16 protein-coding genes and 2 pseudogenes are annotated in these 18,209 nt (G+C 68.9%); 14 read left to right on the top strand and 4 right to left on the bottom strand.

Annotation, left to right across the window (positions count from 1 at the left end):
* The first annotated feature begins 62 nt into the window (after positions 1-62).
* The 3 genes and pseudogenes from AC0QU1_RS15625 to AC0QU1_RS15615 all read left to right on the top strand — a co-directional run bounded on the left by AC0QU1_RS15625 (position 63) and on the right by AC0QU1_RS15615 (position 3,711).
* Positions 63-2,564 (top strand): GH116 family glycosyl-hydrolase, encoded by a 2,502-nt coding sequence (locus AC0QU1_RS15625; RefSeq protein ID WP_483570532.1) that lies wholly within the window; start codon positions 63-65, stop codon positions 2,562-2,564.
* A gap of 144 nt (positions 2,565-2,708) precedes the next feature.
* A pseudogene (locus tag AC0QU1_RS15620) lies at positions 2,709-3,260 on the top strand (Ig-like domain-containing protein); the annotation flags it as partial.
* 73 nt (positions 3,261-3,333) lie between these two features.
* Positions 3,334-3,711, top strand: a complete 378-nt coding sequence (locus AC0QU1_RS15615; protein WP_483576810.1) for a helix-turn-helix domain-containing protein — start codon at positions 3,334-3,336, stop codon at positions 3,709-3,711.
* Positions 3,712-3,945: 234 nt separating this feature from the next.
* On the opposite strand, the gene AC0QU1_RS15610 is transcribed toward AC0QU1_RS15615, so the two are convergent.
* Positions 3,946-4,797 (bottom strand): enoyl-CoA hydratase/isomerase family protein, encoded by an 852-nt coding sequence (locus AC0QU1_RS15610; protein ID WP_483570530.1) that lies wholly within the window; start codon positions 4,795-4,797, stop codon positions 3,946-3,948.
* Between the two features lie 42 nt (positions 4,798-4,839).
* On the opposite strand from AC0QU1_RS15610, the gene AC0QU1_RS15605 reads away from it, so the two are divergent.
* Positions 4,840-5,241 (top strand): winged helix-turn-helix transcriptional regulator, encoded by a 402-nt coding sequence (locus tag AC0QU1_RS15605; RefSeq protein ID WP_483570529.1) that lies wholly within the window; start codon positions 4,840-4,842, stop codon positions 5,239-5,241.
* A 51-nt stretch (positions 5,242-5,292) separates the two neighbouring features.
* Here AC0QU1_RS15605 and AC0QU1_RS15600 read toward each other — a convergent pair.
* From AC0QU1_RS15600 to AC0QU1_RS15590, 3 genes and pseudogenes are all read right to left on the bottom strand, one after another.
* Positions 5,293-5,483, bottom strand: a pseudogene (locus tag AC0QU1_RS15600) (IS3 family transposase); the annotation flags it as partial.
* A gap of 601 nt (positions 5,484-6,084) precedes the next feature.
* Positions 6,085-6,372: a DUF1330 domain-containing protein gene (locus AC0QU1_RS15595; RefSeq protein ID WP_483570527.1), complete on the bottom strand. Its 288-nt coding sequence runs from the start codon at positions 6,370-6,372 to the stop codon at positions 6,085-6,087.
* Positions 6,373-6,411: 39 nt separating this feature from the next.
* Entirely contained in the window at positions 6,412-7,296 is an 885-nt protein-coding gene (locus AC0QU1_RS15590; protein ID WP_483570526.1) for an alpha/beta hydrolase, read from the bottom strand.
* Positions 7,297-7,432: 136 nt separating this feature from the next.
* Here AC0QU1_RS15590 and AC0QU1_RS15585 point away from each other — a divergent pair, with 136 nt between their 5' ends.
* The 10 genes from AC0QU1_RS15585 (at position 7,433) to AC0QU1_RS15540 (ending at position 18,059) form a co-directional block, all read left to right on the top strand.
* Positions 7,433-8,074, top strand: a complete 642-nt coding sequence (locus tag AC0QU1_RS15585) for a TetR family transcriptional regulator (protein WP_483570525.1) — start codon at positions 7,433-7,435, stop codon at positions 8,072-8,074.
* A gap of 309 nt (positions 8,075-8,383) precedes the next feature.
* Entirely contained in the window at positions 8,384-9,214 is an 831-nt protein-coding gene (locus AC0QU1_RS15580; RefSeq protein ID WP_483570524.1) for a DUF4184 family protein, read from the top strand.
* A 118-nt stretch (positions 9,215-9,332) separates the two neighbouring features.
* The gene (locus AC0QU1_RS15575) at positions 9,333-10,820 is read left to right on the top strand and encodes an amidohydrolase family protein (RefSeq protein ID WP_483570522.1); all 1,488 of its coding nucleotides are present in this window, start codon (positions 9,333-9,335) and stop codon (positions 10,818-10,820) included.
* Positions 10,821-10,984: 164 nt separating this feature from the next.
* The gene (locus tag AC0QU1_RS15570) at positions 10,985-13,234 is read left to right on the top strand and encodes an ATP-binding protein (protein ID WP_483570520.1); all 2,250 of its coding nucleotides are present in this window, start codon (positions 10,985-10,987) and stop codon (positions 13,232-13,234) included.
* A 178-nt stretch (positions 13,235-13,412) separates the two neighbouring features.
* Positions 13,413-14,216: a nuclear transport factor 2 family protein gene (locus tag AC0QU1_RS15565; RefSeq protein WP_483570519.1), complete on the top strand. Its 804-nt coding sequence runs from the start codon at positions 13,413-13,415 to the stop codon at positions 14,214-14,216.
* 63 nt (positions 14,217-14,279) lie between these two features.
* The gene (locus tag AC0QU1_RS15560) at positions 14,280-14,657 is read left to right on the top strand and encodes a nuclear transport factor 2 family protein (protein WP_483570517.1); all 378 of its coding nucleotides are present in this window, start codon (positions 14,280-14,282) and stop codon (positions 14,655-14,657) included.
* 29 nt (positions 14,658-14,686) lie between these two features.
* Positions 14,687-14,830 (top strand): hypothetical protein, encoded by a 144-nt coding sequence (locus AC0QU1_RS15555; protein WP_483570516.1) that lies wholly within the window; start codon positions 14,687-14,689, stop codon positions 14,828-14,830.
* Entirely contained in the window at positions 14,830-16,236 is a 1,407-nt protein-coding gene (locus AC0QU1_RS15550) for an FAD-dependent oxidoreductase (RefSeq protein WP_483570515.1), read from the top strand. Before AC0QU1_RS15555 ends, AC0QU1_RS15550 begins: the two co-directional genes overlap by 1 nt.
* A gap of 62 nt (positions 16,237-16,298) precedes the next feature.
* Positions 16,299-17,408 carry a glycosyltransferase gene (locus AC0QU1_RS15545; protein WP_483570514.1) on the top strand — a complete coding sequence of 370 codons (1,110 nt, stop codon included), beginning with the start codon at positions 16,299-16,301 and terminating at the stop codon, positions 17,406-17,408.
* A 30-nt stretch (positions 17,409-17,438) separates the two neighbouring features.
* The gene (locus AC0QU1_RS15540; RefSeq protein WP_483570513.1) at positions 17,439-18,059 is read left to right on the top strand and encodes a class I SAM-dependent methyltransferase; all 621 of its coding nucleotides are present in this window, start codon (positions 17,439-17,441) and stop codon (positions 18,057-18,059) included.
* Positions 18,060-18,209 lie beyond the last annotated feature (150 nt).

Raw genomic sequence — 18,209 nt, 5'->3', positions numbered from 1 at the left:
GACACGCGCCGGGGCATCAACAACTGACCACCAGCAATCTGACCACCAGCAAAGGAGCAACCATGACGGATTTCGACCAGACCTGGGGCGGCCTCGCCTCACGGGTGCGCACGTACGACGAGTCAGCGACCGAAGCGGCATTCCTGCTCGGAGGAATCGGAACCGGCAACGTCTCCGTCGGCGCGCGGGGTGAGTTCCGCGACTGGGAGATCTTCAACTGGCCTGGCAAGGGCAACTACATGCCCTTCACGTTCTTCGCCGTCCGCACCCAGAACCCCGTCGGAGAAGTCCACACCGCAGTCCTCGAAGCGGAGATCACCGGAGCCCACTCCAAGTCGCACGGATACTTCAACGGCGAGCTGGCCGGCCTGCCGCGCTTCCGCACCTCGCGCATGTGGTCCCTGTACCCATACGTCTATGTGGAACTCACCTCCGACGACATGCCGGTGAGCGTGGTGATGGAGGCGTTCACCCCGTTCGTGCCCGGTGACGAGCTGGCCTCAGGAATCCCCGGTGCCATCGTCCGCTACCACGTCACCAACCTGACCGACGAGGAACTGTCGATCTCAGTGGTCGGCTCGCTCACCAACGCCCTCGGCTTCGCCGGTTACGACGTGTTCGGCAACCTCAAGCTCACCGGCAACCCGCACAACGCTTTGCGCGACGACGACCATCTGACCGGGCTGTACTTCACGTCAGACGACGACCCCGGCTCAGAGCAGTACGGCACGATGGCGTTCGCAACGACCTCGCCCAACGCCACCTACCGTCCCGAATGGCTGCAGGGACAATGGACCGACAACGCACAAGACCTCTGGGACGACTTCGTCGACGACGGTGCCTTGGACCTGTTCCACTCGGTCGAGGCGACCGGGTCCGAGCTCGACAACTTCTACGACTTCAGCTACTTGCGCCTTCGCGAGAAGATCGGATCGATCGCCGTCCCTGCCACCAGCGCCCCGGGGACCACGCACACGTTCGAGTTCGCGTTCGCATGGCACGTCCCCAACCGGCCCAAGGGATGGGTCGAGGTCGACGCCGACCTCGAACGCTACGCAGCCGGTGAGTATCCCCTGATCCGCAACCACTACGCCACGGTGTACGAGGACGCATGGGCAGCACTGACCGACCTGCTCACCCGTCGCAGCGAGCTGGAACAGCGAACCAGCACCTTCACCCGCGCGCTGTACTCCTCGACCATCCCGGACGCCGTGCTGGAAGCCGTGGCCAGCAACATCACCGTCATCCGCAGCCACACCTGCTTCTGGCTCGAGGACGGCAATTTCTACGGCTGGGAGGGGATCCGTGACCACGTCGGATGCGGGCTGGGCAACGTCAACCACGTGTGGAACTACGCCCAGGGTCTGGCCTACCTGTTCCCCCGCCTGGAACAGACCATGCGAGAACTCGAGTTCGTCCTCGAGGTCGACGAGACCGGTGCCCTCCCGTTCCGATCGAGGCAGAGTCTGGGGGAGGAACGGTGGCAGATGGTGCCGGCCGCCGACGGACAGCTGGGCGCCATCATCCGCGCGAACAGAGAATGGCGCCTCACCGGTGACACCCAGTACCTCCACCGGATCTGGCCCGGTGTGCGGCGAGCCATGGAGTACGCACTGGTCGCATGGGACACCGACGGCGACCTGATCCCGGACGCGCAGCAGAGCAACACCTACGACATCGAGTTCTACGGGCCCAACGGCATGATGGGCACCCTCATGGTCGCCGCACTCCGAGCCACCGCTCAGATGGCACACGACGTCGGCGACGAGCACACCGCCCAGCGGTACACGGCCCTCGCCCAGCAGGCAGCGACCAACCTGGACGAACGCCTCTGGAACGGCGAGTACTACGTGCAAGACCTGGCTGACGTGGATGCTCACCGCTACCAGTTCGGCCAGGGATGCCATTCAGACCAGCTGCTCGGCCAGTTCATGGCGCACGCCGCCGGTCTCGGGCACATCCTGCCAGCCGACCGGGTGCGGTCCGCGCTCGAGGCGATCGTCCGCCACAACCAGCGTGACCAGCTGCGCTCGGTGCCCACCGTCCAGCGGGTCTATGCGCTGAACGATGAACCCGGTCTGGTCCTGTGCAGCTGGCCGAACGGCGGCCGTCCACGCTTCCCCTTCGCCTACAGCGACGAGGTCTGGACCGGTGTCGCCTACCAGGTCGCCGCCAGCCTCGTCTACGAAGGGCTGGAGGACCTCGCACGGCCCATCGTCGAAGACGTGCGCGCGCGTCACGACGGCACCAGGCGCAACCCCTGGAGCGAGAACGAGGCTGGTCACCACTACACCCGGTCGCTCGCCAGCTGGGCGCTGCTGCCGGCCTACAGCGGCTTCAACGCTGACCTGCCCAACGGTCGTGTTCGCTTCAACCCACGTAGCGAGCGCTTCACGTCCTTCTGGTCGCACGGCGCCGGCTGGGGAACCTACGAGCAGTGGCGCGACGACAACGGCCTGCTGCGGGCACGGATCACCGTCGAAGAAGGACAGCTCGGCACGCAGAACCCCGAGACACCGGCCGACAAGGTCGAAGTGATCAGCGGCCTCGCCCTGAAGGCGTAGAAAGATCCTGATCGGTGGTGTGGTGTAGACCCCGGCCGCACCACCGAGCGCTCCGTTGGTCGTCGGTCCGGTCAGGCCCTGCCGAAGAGGGGCCGTGCTGCCTCTGTCAGGAGCCGAGCGTGGAGGACAGGCCGGCTCAGCGCGGTGAGACGTCGCCAGCCATCGCGCCAGAGGTGGGGCGGCCCCGGGCGGATTCACCCACCGCGCGCTACCTCGATCGGTCTGGGCTGCTCGCCGTCGGAGAACACGGACAACGCGACGTCGGCCATCACATCACCGACCGACGGCGACCTGACCAACGACAGCACCCCGACGATCGAGGGCACCGGCGAGCCCGGAGCGACGGTCACGATCATCGTCGACGGCGAACCCGTGGGGGAGGCGGTGGTGGGCGACGACGGCACGTGGTCGTTCACGCCGACTACACCGCTGCCTGACGGCGACCGCGAGATCACCGCCACCCAGACCGACGCCGACGGAACCGTGTCGGATCCCGTCGATCCGCCGATCGTGATCACCGTCGACACCACACCACCGGCCACGCCCGTGGTCACCTCACCCACGCCCGGCTCCACGACCACCGACAACACACCCACGATCAGCGGAACCGGCGAGCCTGGTTCGACCGTCACCATCATCGACGGTGAGCCCGCTGGTACCGCTGTCGTGGACGAGAACGGCAACTGGACGTTCACACCCGCCACGTCACTGGGCCAGGGTGAGCACACCATCGCCGTGCAGCAGACCGACCCGGCCCCACTAACGGCAGTTGCGGGAGCTCACCCGGGAAGAGCTGGCCTACGTGCTCCAGATGTCCGGCCATCTGCTGTCTGCCGATGCCATCGCGGACATGGAGAACCGGGACCGCCCAATCGCCGACGACGACCTCGTTGCGATCGCGTACGTGCTGGGTACGACCCCAGCGATCCTCCTGACGCACATTCCTTTCGACACGCCGGATCCTGACGGGCCGCTGGCCACAGGGCTACCGGCCGGTGTCCAGCAGGCGGCACGCATCGCCGGGTCGTCGAGCCGCGCGTGGCGGCCGGCGTCCACGGTGCACCAGTCGTGGGCCTCGCGATCCGACGTGCGTTCGCAGGGGCACCAGCGGCGTCTGACCGAGTTCGATCAACCCGTCCTTCTGTGAGTACAAAGCCACTGGGAACACACCCGAAATGGTGCGTCCCCAGTGGTTTCCCGGCCCAAGGTCTTTCGGCCGCAGTTTGAGCGGACTATCGAAGGTGGTCGTGCCGACTGGGCGTCGAGGATGCCGGGCCGTCAGCTGCGGGCGGCTTCGAGGCGGCCCGTACGGTCATTCGACCCGTACTACCAGACGGACCGTATGAACAACTTCTGCACCCCACTCGTGCAGGGCGACTCGTTACGAATGTCGGACGAGGTTCGCGCGCAGCACCTCTTCGATCTTCAACTCCACCTCGCGCGTGTGAACCCCGGCCGCGAGTGCTGCCCGGGCAAGCTCTCCAGACGCGGAGGTGAACGTTTCGCCGAGCAGGCGGTCTTCCGCGCGCAGTGCGTCCTCGAGCGTGCCGTCGGCCGCGTCGATTGCTTCCGTAGCCGCGGCGCGGACACCGTCGGGCAGAGTCGCGATCGTCAGTGCGACCCACTCCACATATTCGTCGAGTTCTGCGGCGGGCAGAGCTCGGTTCACCCATCCCCACCGCTCGGCGGTCGCCGCGTCGACGAGCCCGCCTGTCAGCACGATCTCGAGAGCGCGAGCGCGACCCACGAGGCGGGGTAGGTGGGCAGTTGCACCGGCTCCAGGGACGATGCCGGTCAGTGTCTCGAACTGGCCGAACGCCGCAGTCTCGAGGGCCGCGAATCGCAGATCCAGGCTTGAGACCAGCTCGGATCCACCGCCGCGGGTGAGTCCCGCGACCTTGGCGATGGTGGTCTGAGGCAGACGTCGCCAGCGTTCATGAAGCCGCATCATCGGGCCCGTCCCGACAAGCGTCTCCTGCGCGATCGGGAGGGCGCCGTAGGTCGCGGGGTCCTCCACGAATGACAGGTCGCCGTGTGCCAGGAAGAACTCCGGATTGGCGCTCTGGACTACGATGACGTGCAGATCGGGATCATTCTCGGCCGATGCAGCGACGGCGTCCAGGTCAAGCATGAGCTGCGCCGTCATCAGGTTGACGGGCGGAACATCAATCGAGACCCATAGCACTCCGTCCTGGCGCTTGACATTGAGGCTGGGCAGGGACTGTTCGGTCATGAGACTCCTTTGAGCTGAAGGTATCTCTGGTATACCGGGTACATGTCAGGCACTTCAACGAAACCTGGTATCCGCGAAGACCGGGCCGGTCACGAGACCATCGTCGGCACGCAGCGCGAGCTCCTGGATCAGTTGCTGGACAAGTGGGGTCAACTGCTGCTGGTCGCGTTGTGCCAGCAGCCGCGACGCTTCAACGAGCTCAAGAGAGAGCTCGATGGGGTCACTCAGAAATCGCTGACGCAGGCACTGCGACGGTTGGAACGTAACGGGCTCGTCGAGCGCCGGGTACTGACGCAAAGCCCTATTGCGGTGGAGTACCGGATCACGCCGCTGGGTCGCACGCTTGAGGAGCCCTTCTCGATCCTGCGCGCTTGGACCGCCGACCACCTCCCCGAAGTCGAACGACACAGGGCTGCATTTGACCAAGGCGCGGACACCCTTTAGCTGGCGGCTCGCGTCAGCGGGACTGCTGTACGGATAGGTGACAGGGATTTGTCAGGCGGCGAGTGCGACCTGAGTGGTCAGGGTGGCTTCGTACTCGATCGGGTCAAACGTCCCAGGCGTGCCTGGTGTCGGTGTTGGTGGTAGGTCCGTTCGATCCAGGTCACGATCGCGATGCGCAGCTGTTCGCGGGTGGTCCAGCGGCGCCGGTCCAGGACGTTCTTCTGCAGCAGGGCGAAGAAGGACGGCCGTGGTGGTCGACGGTGTCCAGGGGCAGGGGGCCACCGTGGGAGCCTCATCGTTTGCGATGCCTGGCCTGGTCGGCTGGTTCGGGGATGTCCGCGACGATCCCGCGGTTGCGCAGATGGCGCGGATCGCGCGGGAGGAGTAGGCCTTGTCGGCCCGGACCTGGCCGGGACGGGTTCGGGGCCGGTTGGGTTCGCGCCTTGGAGGGGTGTCAGCGGATCGGCCGGACGGCGAAGGACAGTCTGAGTGGGTGCGGTGTGAGCGGTTCCGGTTCGGGGCCGATTTGGCCACGCTGGCCCTGGCTGCGCTGCTCGTGATCCGGGCGGAGACGTGCCACAGTCGTTCGGATCCCTGGGAGCAGCGTCTGCGTTTCTACGCACCCAGCGACGACGAGTGGCGGGAGCTCGACTTCCCCCGGCCTACGGCCGGGGGGAGAGGTACTCGTTCTGATGCATGACCTGGCGGGTGGGTCAGGGCAGCCCGAGGAGTACGCCAAGTCGTTCTCGGGATTCGTGACGCGGCCCAGATCGAGGTCCGGAGCGTGCGCGAGCCCGGTGGACTTGCAGTGCCATGGAGACGGTGCCGCGGCTGGTCTGCCGCTCAGCCCTCCGCAATGACGATCGACGTCTTCGCGGAGCGATGGCGCAGGTCGCGCCACGGCCGGTACATCTCGGACTCATAGAAGTCCAGCATGCGCTGTGTGGACGGGAACTCGATCAGAGCCATGACCCCAGGGTCCCAGCTTCCCTCGAGAGTCGTCGTGGTACCGCGGGCGACGAGGTACGTGCCGCCGAACGACTTCACGATGGGGTCGATGTTGGTCGCGTATTCCTGCATCGCGTCGGGGTCGATCATCTCTTCGAGGGTGAAGACGACGTAGGCGGACATGGTGGTTCCTCTCGTGTGAGCGCTGATGGTGAGCATGGCCTAGGCCTCGTGGTCCAGCTGGCTGACGAGCCAGTCGGGTGCTTCTTCGGCGATGAAGTGGCCGCTCGGGGCCCGTGCCCCGCGCAGATCGCTCGCCACCTCGCGGAGCGGTCCGCTCGGGTCTGCCTCGGGTCGCCCGGCACCTGCGGCGACGACGAGGACAGGCATCGGCAGCGGGGAGCGCAGCAGCTCACGGTTCTCCCGCCCGTCGTCCAGGAGCGTGCGGTAGTGCTCGAAGCCTCCGCGGAGCCGGTCGCGTCCCGAGTAGGCGTGCGCGTAGTACGTCAGGTCGTCCTCGGTGAAGGTGCCGGGCGAGCTCATCATCTGGAAGGTGCTGCGCACGAACTCGAGCTCGTGCCCGTCGAGCAGCATCTCGGGCGTGGGGAACGGTGCACCGAAGAAGCCGAAGTGCCACATCCCACCGCGGGCGACGTCCATGGCTTCCTCGAGACCGAAGCCCGGCAGGATCGCGTCCAGAATGACCAGCTCGCCGACGTCGTCCGGATGCTTGGCCGCCCAGGCGAACGCAACCATCGCGCCGATGTCGTGGCCTACGACGGTGGACGGGCCACTCAGTCCCAGGTGTGTCAGGAGCTGGCGGAGATCCTCCGCCTGGTTCGTCTTGCGGTAGCCGCCGACGGCGAGCTCGCTCGCGCCGGTGCCGCGCAGGTCGGGCACCACGACGGTGTGACGCCGCGCGAGAGCCGGCATCACGTGTCGCCACGCACGGCCGGTCTGCGGCCACCCGTGCAGGAGCACAATGGTCGGTCCGGCGCCGCCGACGGCCGCGGCGAGCGAGACGCCGTTGACCTTCGTGCGCATGGCGCGGAACCCGTTCGGAGGCCAGTCGCCCGTGTTCGCCGACGCCTCGACGATGTTGCTCATGGATGCACCCTTCGCAGGACTATTCAATCGCTTGTTTGATAAACGTACGGCGGGTGTGGCGAAATATCAAGCAAGTGTTTGAACTTCTCGGCGTGGCATCCCGACGCGGCGCATTCCGCGTGCTTGGATGGAGGTCATGGCGCCGCAAGCAGACACGACCGACGGCCGCCGCAGGGCGGGCGCGCAGACCCGCGCCAGCCTCCTCGGGGCGGCGACGAGGCTGCTGGCCGAGCACGGCGAGTCCGGACTCACCCTGCGCGCGGTGAGTGATGCCGCAGGGGCGAACGTGGCGGCCGTGAAGTACCACTTCGGCTCCCGCGAGGCCCTGGTCGTCGACGTGGTCGACGCCGCGACCCGGCGCGTCGCGGATGCCCAGCTGGCGGCCCTCGGCCTGCTCGAGCAGCGGAATGACCCGCCGACGGCGGCCGAATGGGTGGAGGCGTGGAGCCGCCCTCTCATCGAGGTGGCGATCGCACGCGCCGACGAGGACCAGTACCTCGGCCGGATCCTGGGGCGGACGTTCGCCGCGCCGTCCACCACCGTCGACGTGCAGATCCGGAGAGCCGCGAGCGAGCCGAGCGCCCGCATGATCGACGGGCTGGCGCGAGCGATGCCCCACGCGGACAGGGCAGAACTACGGCTCCGCCTCGCCCTGATGGCCAGTGCCCTGGCCGGCCTCGCCAGCGGCGCCTTCGACCCGGTCCTGAGCCAGGCCGAACCGGGTCGCTCGCTCGGGTCCCGCATCCTCGATCGGATGATCGCGATCGCCACCGCGTGACAGTCCTCTACCCGCAGCCCTCTGGCGATGGTCGAGATCACTTCACCGCCGCACCGCACGCCTGGCGCCGTCCGCCACCTGCTCGCCGAGGGTGTTCCCCAGATGTGGTTCCGTTGTGGCTGGCACGCGCAGCCCAGAGCGGGACGATGGGAAACGCTCAGAGGGCCCCGGTGGCTCCCCGGCTGTCCGTGACGATGGGGTACGACGATGTGTAGGGCAGCCGCCCAGGAACGGCCCCGCACGACGTCGGCTGAGGTCTGGCCAGTAGATCCGTACGAGTAGATCCGTACGAGCCTTGAAGGGCGATGCATGCCGTTTACTCTCTCGCACCCCGCCGCGGTGCTGCCGCTGCTGCGGCACCCGTTCAGCGCCGTCGCGCTGGTCGCCGGGGCCGTCGCGCCGGACCTGCCGTACTACGCGCGCAGCACGCCGATCCCTGTGACCGCGCAGTCCTGGTACGAGCCGTTCATGAACGCCACGACGTCCCACGGCCTGGTCGGAGCGTTCACCGTGAGCCTGCCGTACGCGCTGGCGCTTTGCGGGCTCTACTGGGTCGCCCGTCCTCCGGTGGCGTCCCTCCTGTCCGACGCCGTCCCGCCTCGGACGACATCGCCGAGCAGCGCGAGCGCCCGCATCGGCCGTGCAGGCTGGCTGCTGCTGTCCGTGGTGATCGGCATCGCCACCCACCTGGTCTGGGACTCCTTCACGCATGGCGATGGCTGGGCCGTGCTGCGCGTCCCCTTCCTGAGCTCCGTACTGATCGGCGACCTCACCTGGGCCAGGGCGCTGCAGCACGTGAGCACGGTCGGAGGGCTGGTGCTCATCGCGGTGTACCTGTGGCGGCGTCGTTCCCGCCTCCTGCCCGACGATCCTGGGCGTGGTATCGCAGGCCGGGGCCGCGCGCGACGGCTGCTTGGGGTCGTGGTCGGCGTGGCCGTCGTCGGCGCGGTCGCCAACACCGTTCCGTCCTGGGACGCCGACGGGCTGGCGGTCCGGTACGTGATCGAGGGCGCGCTCTCCACCAGCGCGACCGGTGCCGGAGCCGCGCTGATCGTCGTGCTGCTGCTGTACGTCGCGACATGGTGGGCAGTCCAGGCAGTCGGGGCGTTCCGTCGGACCCGTCGACACGTCGTGTCGTAAGAAGCAGCCGATCGCGTAGGAGCCACCGGTCTGGTCCTCGGGTGATTGTTCCCTGAGTGTGGGTTCGTCGTTCCTGGTGCGCCCAGCTCGGAATGTCCAAAATGGTGGCCGTGGGCGCGTGACCCGGCCCCGCGGCACCATCGACGCCACGCGGCGTGCGGATCAGGAAAGGACGAGCGCTATCGCAAGTTCATACGTCGTGTCCCGGGGGACTCCGAAGCTCGACGAGCTGCTTTCCGACCCTGAACGACCGGTGCTCATTCATGGTGCTGCGATCATCAGCATGGATCCGGCGGTGGGGGATCTCGCCGCCGGGGACATCCTGATTCGCGGGCCGAAGATCGAGGCGGTGGGGGTGGACCTGAGCGAGACCGCAGCCCGATATCGGGCCATCGTCGTCGACGCATCGGACCACGTGGTGATCCCGGGGATGGTCGACGCTCACCGGCACAGCTGGCAGACCCAGGTGCGCCGGCTCTGGGCCGATGTGGAAATCATGGAGTACTTCGCGCTGGCGCACCGGCGCCTCGGTCCCGCGTATCGACCCGAGGACATCTACCTGGGCACGAAGCTTGCCGCTGTCGGCGCGATCGATACCGGCGTGACCAGCGTGCTCGACTTCAGCCACAACATTCGGTCCCCCGAGTACTCCGATGCCGCTGTGGCGGCGTGGAAGGAGTCCGGTGCGCGCGGCGTGTTCGCCTCCGCGCCGCCGCTGGGCGGAGACTGGGACGGGAGCTGGCTGACGGATCTGGCGCGGGTGCGGGGCGAGCACTTCCCCTCGGACGACGCGCTGGTGACCATGCGGATCGGTCTGATGCCCCAGGCCCTGCCGACACTCGAAGGCGATGGCCTGCTGTCGGGCGAGAGGATCCGCCAGGCGCGCGACCTCGGCCTCGGGATCTCTGTGGACGGTGCGCAGGGGCCCGGCGCGGCCGCGCACATCCAACGGTTGGGGGAGGAGGGCGTGCTCGGCCCGGACCTGACGTGGATCCACGGCGGCACGCTCGGTGACGCTGCGTGGAAGGTCATCGCCGACACCGGAGGCCAGGTTGCGCTGGCCGTCACCTCGGATCAGCAGCTCGGGATCTTTGAGTCGATCTCGCCCATTCAGAAGGCGCTGGACGCCGGGTTACGCCCGGCCTTCAGTATCGATGTCGAGTGCTCGCTGTCGTCGGACATGTTCACGCAGATGCGGGTGGCGCTGAACGTCCAGCGGATGCAGGCCGGCAACCGGCGCTTCCACGGTGACGAGAACGCCCCGGCCCCGATTGCAGTGCGTGACGTGCTCGAGTTCGCGACGGCGTCGGGGGCGAAGGCGAACGGCGTATGGGATCGGGCGGGGTCGATCTCCCCGGGCAAGGAGGCCGACCTGGTCCTCATCGATGCGGGCGAGCCCAACAACCTTCCGCTCAACAACGCGGTGGCGACCGTGGTCCTGGGTGCCGACACGCGCAGCGTGGTTGCGGTGTTCGTCGCCGGCAGGCCACGCAAGTGGGCGGGAAAGCTCGTCATGGACGACTTCACACGGTTGCGCCAGGACGTTCTCGACTCTCGCGACCGGCTGCTCGCGGCGATCGGCTACGGCCTCGACATCACCACCTGAGGCGGGCTCGGGCCGGCCCACGGCAACGGCACTGAACCCTGCTGGTCTGGTGTTGCCGGCCGGATCAGGGTTTGACGGACGGGTTGTGTTCCTCAGGTTAGTGTTCCTGGGGACGATCGCCGGTTCCGCTGAAGGAGCGGTGCGACCACGGGAGGAGTCCCTGGATGCATTTCGGAGCCGTGTTACGGCAGTTCCGAACTGCTCGGAGCCTGACGCAGGCTGAGCTCGCCGACCGGGCTGGGCTGACGGCGAAGGCGGTGGGTCTCCTGGAACGCGGTGAACGGCGGCGGCCGCACCCGCATACCGTGCGCGCGCTCGCCGAGGCGCTCGGTCTGGATGACGCACAACGCGACGAGCTGATCCGCAGCACACAGGACGTCGGCTCGGCCGCGTCCGTGCCGCGCGGTCGGACCGTCGCGGTTCCAGGCCTCCCGCTTATCGGCCGGGATGAGGAAGAGGCGGCCGTCGCCGCCGCGCTGGAGGCGCCGCATCGGCGGATCGTGACGTTGACCGGGCCGGGCGGCGTCGGCAAGACGACGCTTGCGCGCGCGGTCGCGGACCGGGTCCGCGACCGGTTTCCGGGCGGCGTCGTGGTCGTTGAGCTGGCCGACATCACCGAGCCGAAGGACGTCCTGCCGACCATCGCGAACGTACTCGGCCTGCCCGAGTCGAACGTCGAGGAGACTGCCGAGTCGCTGGCCGCGGCCATCGCCGGTCGCCGCATGCTGCTGGTCCTGGACAACCTCGAGCATGTGCTGTCCAGCGCCGCCCAGCTCGCCGTCCTGGTCGGGTCCTGTCCAGAGCTTGTCGTGCTCGGTACCAGCCGGGCGCGGCTGCGGCTGCGGATCGAGCAGGAGGTGCGTGTCGCCCCGCTGACGCCGTCCGCGGCGAAGGACCTGTTCGTGGACCGGGCTGGTGCCGACGGGCTGGTGCTCGACGACGAGGCGAGTACCGGGTTGCTGGCCGCCCTCGTGGAGCACGCCGACGGTCTGCCGCTCGCAGTGGAGCTCGCCGCGTCGGCCGCGGCGCTGTACGGCCCGGCCGCCCTGCTCGCGCGCCTGGATTCGCTGCCCGTCCCGGCCGCGCGAGACCTGCCGTCCCGCCAGCTGAGCATGTCGGCGACGATCGCGTGGAGCCACGACCTGCTCACCGCCCCGACACGAACGGTGCTGGCCCGTCTGTCGGTGTGTACCGGCACCTTCTCACTGAGCGCCGCGCAGCAGGTCGGGGCAGACGATCCCGACGTCGTGCTGCCCGCGCTGGGCGAGCTGCTGGAGCACTCCATGGTGGCCCGGGCACCAGAGGTCGAGGGGGTCCCGCGGTTCCGCATCCTGGAGCCGATCCGCCGGGACGCGGCTGCCCGGCTGACCCCCGCGGACCGCTCCCGCGCGCAGTCGGGCCTGGCGCTGGCTATGCTCGAACAGGGCCGTGAGCTGGTCGGTCAGCTGCGCGGCCCGGGCCACGTGTCGGCGCTACGCCAGCTCGAGGCGGACGTCGGGAACCTTCGGCTCGCCTTCTCCGTGCTGCTCGACGGCGAACGCTATGAGGACGCCGTGGAGCTGGTCTGGCTGGTTTGGCAGTTCCTCGTCGTCCGGGGCTACGCGCAACTGGGGCGGGAGTGGACGGCGCAGCTCAGGTCCCGGCCGATGGACGACCTTGGCCGCGCCCGACTGCTGATCGCCTGTTCCGCGTTGCAGCACGGGGTCGATCGCCGGGTGGCCCGCGATCTGGCGTGCGAGGCTATGGCCTGTGCGCGGCGTGCCGGCGCCCGCGACCTAGCGGCGGAGGCGGCCACGCTCGCCATGACACATGCCTATTTCCTCGCGTCTGACCGCGGTCTGTCCGAGGAGCTGCTGGACGTGGCCGAGGCGGAGAACACCGCGGCGGGCACCTCGTGGTGGAGCAGCTACCGGCTCGCGGTGCGGGGCCAGCTCGCGGAGCGCTCGAACGACACCGCCGCGGCCGACAGATTGCATCGCGAGGCCGAGATGGTGGCCCGACAGAACGGCAACGCTCTGGAGCTCGCGACCGTGCTCACGATCTGTGGAATCAGAGCAAGCCGGCACGGCCCTTCGACCAGGGCGATTGCACTGCTCCAGGAGGCGACCGAACTCGCGGCCTGCTCCGGCAACGCCTGGTCCGTGACGTATGTCCTGGTTCCTCTCGCCACCACTGCCGCCGGGCTGGGGGAGCACGCGCTCGCCGCGCGGTTGATCGGCGCCGCGACCTCCTATGCCGCGGAGCGGGCCGCCGTGGAGATAGCGACGAGCTCTGATGTGCGTGCCGCCGCGGCGGCCGTCCGCACCGGGCTCGGCGCCGCGGACTTCGAGCGTGCGTGCCAGCTCGGCCGGGCCGCGGCACTGGCGGACGTCGTCGGCTGGGCCGGAGAGCTGCGCCGCCGCGCCGGGGTCTGATCCGACGAGGGCCGGACGGTTACCCGGAACTCTCGCGCGGAGCTCGTTGTGGGTGCGCTGTGGGTCCGCCGTGCCTGGTCTGCGCAGCCCGGAATGTCCAAAGTGGTGGTGGCCGTGCGCGACCTGGCTCGCGGCCCAACAGAGACCGCGCGGCGCAGGTCAGGAGAGGACAAGCACTATGTCGGAGAGCGTCCTGGACGCCCTGTGTTCTGCCATCAACTCACACGATCCCGGGCGGGTTGCCGGGTGCTTCACGACGGGTTTCGTCTCGGAGCGACCGTTGCGACCGCACGAGGGCTTTGTCGGAAGCTCCCAGGTCCAGGAGAACTGGGCCCAGATCTTCGCGAGGCTGCCCGACCTGCAGGCCCAGGTCCTGCGCCGTGCTGAGGACGGCGTGGAGATCTGGTCGGAGTGGGAGATGCGCGGCACCCGGCCGGATGGGCGAACGGCGCTGCTTCGTGGTCCGGTCATCGTAACCACGGCCGGTGACCGGATCGACTGGGCGCGGTTCTACCTGGACCCCGTGAGCCACGACGGCGAGACCATGATCACCGTGTCCGGGATCGTCGCCGCGCCGGCTGCGCGGGTGTTCGCGCTGCTCGCAGAGCCCCCTAGGCACCACGAGATCGACGCGAGCGGGACGATCCAGCATGCGACGACCACCGGGCCTCTGAAGGCGGTCGGCGACCGGTTCACGATGGCCATGCACAACGACATGTTCGGCAACTACGTCACCGAGAACCGCGTGGTGGTGTTCGAGGCGGACCGGGCCATCGGGTGGGCTCCCGGTGCTCCAGGCGAGGGGCCGCTCGGTCAGCGCTTCGTCTGGCGCCTCACACCCGTCGATGCCGACCGCACCGAGGTCACCCAGACGTACGACTGGTCGGCGGTCACGCACCCTCCGGCCATGTCCCATCTGCCGGTCCGGTCTGCCGAAGAGCTGGCCAAGTCGATCCGGCTGCTGGACGAGGCACTGGCCTGATCACCGGGCCCACGAGCCATAGCGGCAACGGCCCAGCCCACCCACCTGACAAGGAGAAACATCATGGCACGCACCCTTGACGACACCTTCGCCGCGTTCGACGCGCAGGATGCCGAGGGCGTCCTCGCCGGGCTTAGCAACGACATCGTCCTCACCTTCGGCAACGCACCGGCAGCTACGGGGTACGACGCGGTTCGCGCAGCCTGCACGCAGCTCTGGTCGACGATCGGTGGTGTCCGGCACCGCGTGCAGGACCTGTGGAACCCGGAACCCGACGTGACTGTCGCGTATATCGAGGTCGACTACACGCGGCTCGACGGAACCATCGTGACGGTTCCGTGCGTGGACATCCTGCGCTGGAAGGGCGATGTGGTCGCCGACTGGCGGATCGTCATCGACACCACACCCGTTTTCGCCCCGGCCGAGGTGGCGACGGCCTAGCCCTTTGTACCTGCGCTTCAGCTCTGGTCGTGGTCGACGCCGACACCGGGTTGGCCCGGGAACGGCGGTACGCCGAACGGATGAGCACCGACTGCCGCGATGCGCTCGTATCCATCCTCGACGCCGTGCGCACGATCGCCGGTGGTCACCTCTACCACTACGGAGAAGCCTGATGCCCGACCCCACGACCTCGCTGTTCGAACGTCTCGTCCAGGCTTCCCCGCCCGGCAGGACGCCCGCGCTGCTCGACACCGCGTGCGTGATCGGTGGTGGAGTCGCGGGGCTTCTGGCGGCTCGGGTGCTCTCCGAGTATGCGCGCCAGGTCATCCTCATCGAGCCGGACGACCTCTTCGCGGAGGCCGGATCACGTCCGGGCGTGCCCCAGGGCCGGCAGGTGCACACGCTGCTCCCTGCGGGCCAGCAGTGGGTGGAGCGGTGGATTCCTGGGGTGACGAAGGAAGCGCAGGATCGGGGCGCGTCGTTCGTGCCCGACGAGGGAGCCACCACCATCAACGGTGTGCCGCAGGCGCCGGACGGCGAGGGCCGCCGCCTACTCGCCATCGGGCGCCCGCTGCTGGAGTCCCTGATCCGGGACCGGGTCACGTCCCGGTCCAACGTGACCGTCCTTCGCGGGCGGGCGACCGGCCTGCGATATCACGGCGATGCCGTCAGCGGCGTCCGCTACGTCGCGGACCAGGCTGCAGGCGGCGCACGCGAGCTGGACGCGGACTTCGTCGTCGATGCCATGGGCCGCTCGAGCAGGTTGTCGAGCTGGCTCAAGGAGAGCGGCTACGACCAGCCGAAGCTCGAGCGGCTGGAAACGTCCATCAACTACGCGACAGCTCTCTTCGAGCGCCCGGTCGCGCTCGACGATCTGACGTCTCACGGAGGGCTGGCGCTCTTCACGCCGGGGTATCCGTCGGGCGGGGTGTCTGTCGCGGCGGCGCAGCCGATCGAGGGGATGCGGTGGATCGTCCTGCTGATGGGATACGGCGACAGCCGTCCCGGCCGGACGATCGCCGAGTTCCGCGCGGCCTGCGCCGTGCTGCCCCCGGTCTTCGCCAGGGCCACCACCGGCGCCGCCCTCGGCGAGGTCGAGTCCTACCACCAGGCCGACAGCCGACGGCGCCACTTCGCCGAAGCCGGTCGCTTCCCCGCGCGTCTGGTCAGCGTGGGGGACGCGGTGGCCTCGTTCAACCCGATCTACGGCCAGGGCATGACCTCCGCAGCACTCCACGCCTCGTGTCTGGCCGCCTACCTGGGCGGTCGCCCGGATCTCGACGCGGCCGCCCAGGAGTTCTTCCGCCTGCAGGACGTGGTCGTGGACGCGGCCTGGACCGTATCGGCCGGGGGCGACGCCGCTCGCCTCGACGCGCAGAACGGTACGGACCCGGGCCAGGACGTACGACAGCAGAGGTGGGCCATGGAACAGCTCACGGCGGCCACCCTCGTGGACGGGACCGTCACGCGGGCGTTCAACGACGTCTCGTACATGCTGCGCCACCCCTCGACGCTGGCCGACTCCCAGCTCATGGCACGGGCTGTCGCCGCGAACCGAACAGTGGCCGACGTCCGCTGACTGACCTGCCTGGAAGACCACCGGCCGACCTGGCCGCGGAAACATCGAAAGGAAACAGACCCGTGAGAATCCTGTTCTCCGCCGTGCCCGCCCTCGGGCACGTCCTACCGTTCGCCGCCCTGGCCCGCGCCGCACGTGCCCAGGGCCACGAGGTCGCGCTGCTGACGAACGGCGGCCTGGCCGACCCGATCGCCCAGGAGCTGCCAGGCGTCCACCACCTTCCCGCAGGACCCAGCGGGCCGGAGTTCGTCGCCGACGTCGAACGCCGCACCGGTCGCAACCCTCTGGCCGGCGAGATATCGGTCGATCTGGAGGCATACATGTTCGGTGACGTGCGCGTCGAGCTTGCCATCGAGGAGTCTCTCGACACTGCCCGGGCCTGGGGCCCGGACGTCATTATCGCGGACGACTTCGACGGCGTCGGACCACTGGTCGCGACCGCGATCGGGGTCCCGTGGTGCCAGCACGGCGTCAGCGTGGGGCTGCTCCCGCAGCAGGCGGCGGCCATGGAGTCCGCCACCGCCCGACACTATGCCGACCGCGGACTCGTCCGGGAGCCCGCACTGGTCTACCTCGACCGATGCCCCGAAACGCTGCAAGGCCCGGACCCTGCCGTGCGTGCCTCGCGCCTGGCGCTACGCCCCGAGCCGCACACGCGTCCCGGCGTCGAGTCGCCCGCGCGACCACGCGACGGGCGCCCGCGCGTCCTGGTGACCTTCGGCACGGTCTTCAACCACCCGGACCTGCTGCGTGGTGCCCTCGCTCAGCTCGACAGGGAGGCGCTTGACGTCGTCGCGACGGTCGGGGGAGGCGCTGCGGTCCCCGATGACGACGGGGTGCGGTACGTAGGGTTCGAGCCCTTGGGATCACTGCTCCGGGACACAGATGTCGTCCTCTCCGTCGGCGGCGCCGGAACAGTACTGGCTGCCCTCGCCCGCGGCATCCCCATGGTCCTGGTGCCCCAAGGCGCAGACCAGCCGAGCAACGCCGAACGGGCCGGGCGCGCCGGCGCGGCGATGGTGCTCACATCGTTCGCGGACGTCGGCGCCGGCATCGCGGAGGTGCTCGCTGACCCCAGCTACCGGCAGAACGCACAGGCCATAGAGAAGGAGATCGCGAGCATGCCCTCGGCGGACGACGTGCTCGTGAGCCTCAGCGCTCGGATCCAGTAGCAGCACAGGTTCCTTGAGGCGGGCGGATTGATGAACGACCACCCACTGCGCTTTGATCTCGCGCACTGGAACGCGTACAACGCCATCCAGGGCACCCGGCCCGTGCGACCGCTGTGCCGACGCGCCCTGGCGCTGGCCGGGCCAGGAGACGGCCGGACCGCCGTCGACCTCGGTGCCGGGGCCGGCATCGAGGTCGCGGCGATGCTGACGGCGGGCTGGCACGTCACGGCGATCGAGCCCGCCGCCGACTCCGCCCTGACCGCCGTGCCCGACGCCGATCGACCCGCCCTGGTCCACCGTCCCTCCTTTGTGCAGGATGCCTTGCCGCTACCGGACGCGGAACTGATTCATGCCTCGTACACCCTGCCGTTCGTCCCCGCGGCGGACTTCGACCGGGTCTGGACGGCAGTGCGCGACGCGCTCGTCCCTGGCGGCTACCTCGCTGTCACACTGTTCGGCCCGAACGATGCGTGGGCCGCCGACCCGTCGATCGCCCCGGGACGCCTCACGTTCCACAGCCGCGCCGACGTCGAGCGCCTGCTGGAGGGGCTCGACGTCGTCGACCTGGCGGAGAAGGACCGCGAGGACCGGACCACGCGCGGCACGAAACACTGGCACGTGTTCGAGGCGATAGCCCGCCGCACCACCTGACGCACACGAGATAACAGGGTTCACTGCCGTGCCACGGGCCACGGCGCCGATGCCCACCAGAAGGCGTCGACCCGGAAGGCGTCGACGGGCCTGTTCGTGGGTCTGCTCGACGAATCGGGCGTCCCCGCCGAGCGCTGTCGCGATGGCCGT

Source organism: Promicromonospora noduliphila (assembly GCF_056951025.1).
The sequence above is the reverse complement of the archived record's forward strand: the minus strand, read 5'-3'. Positions and strand labels throughout refer to the sequence as shown.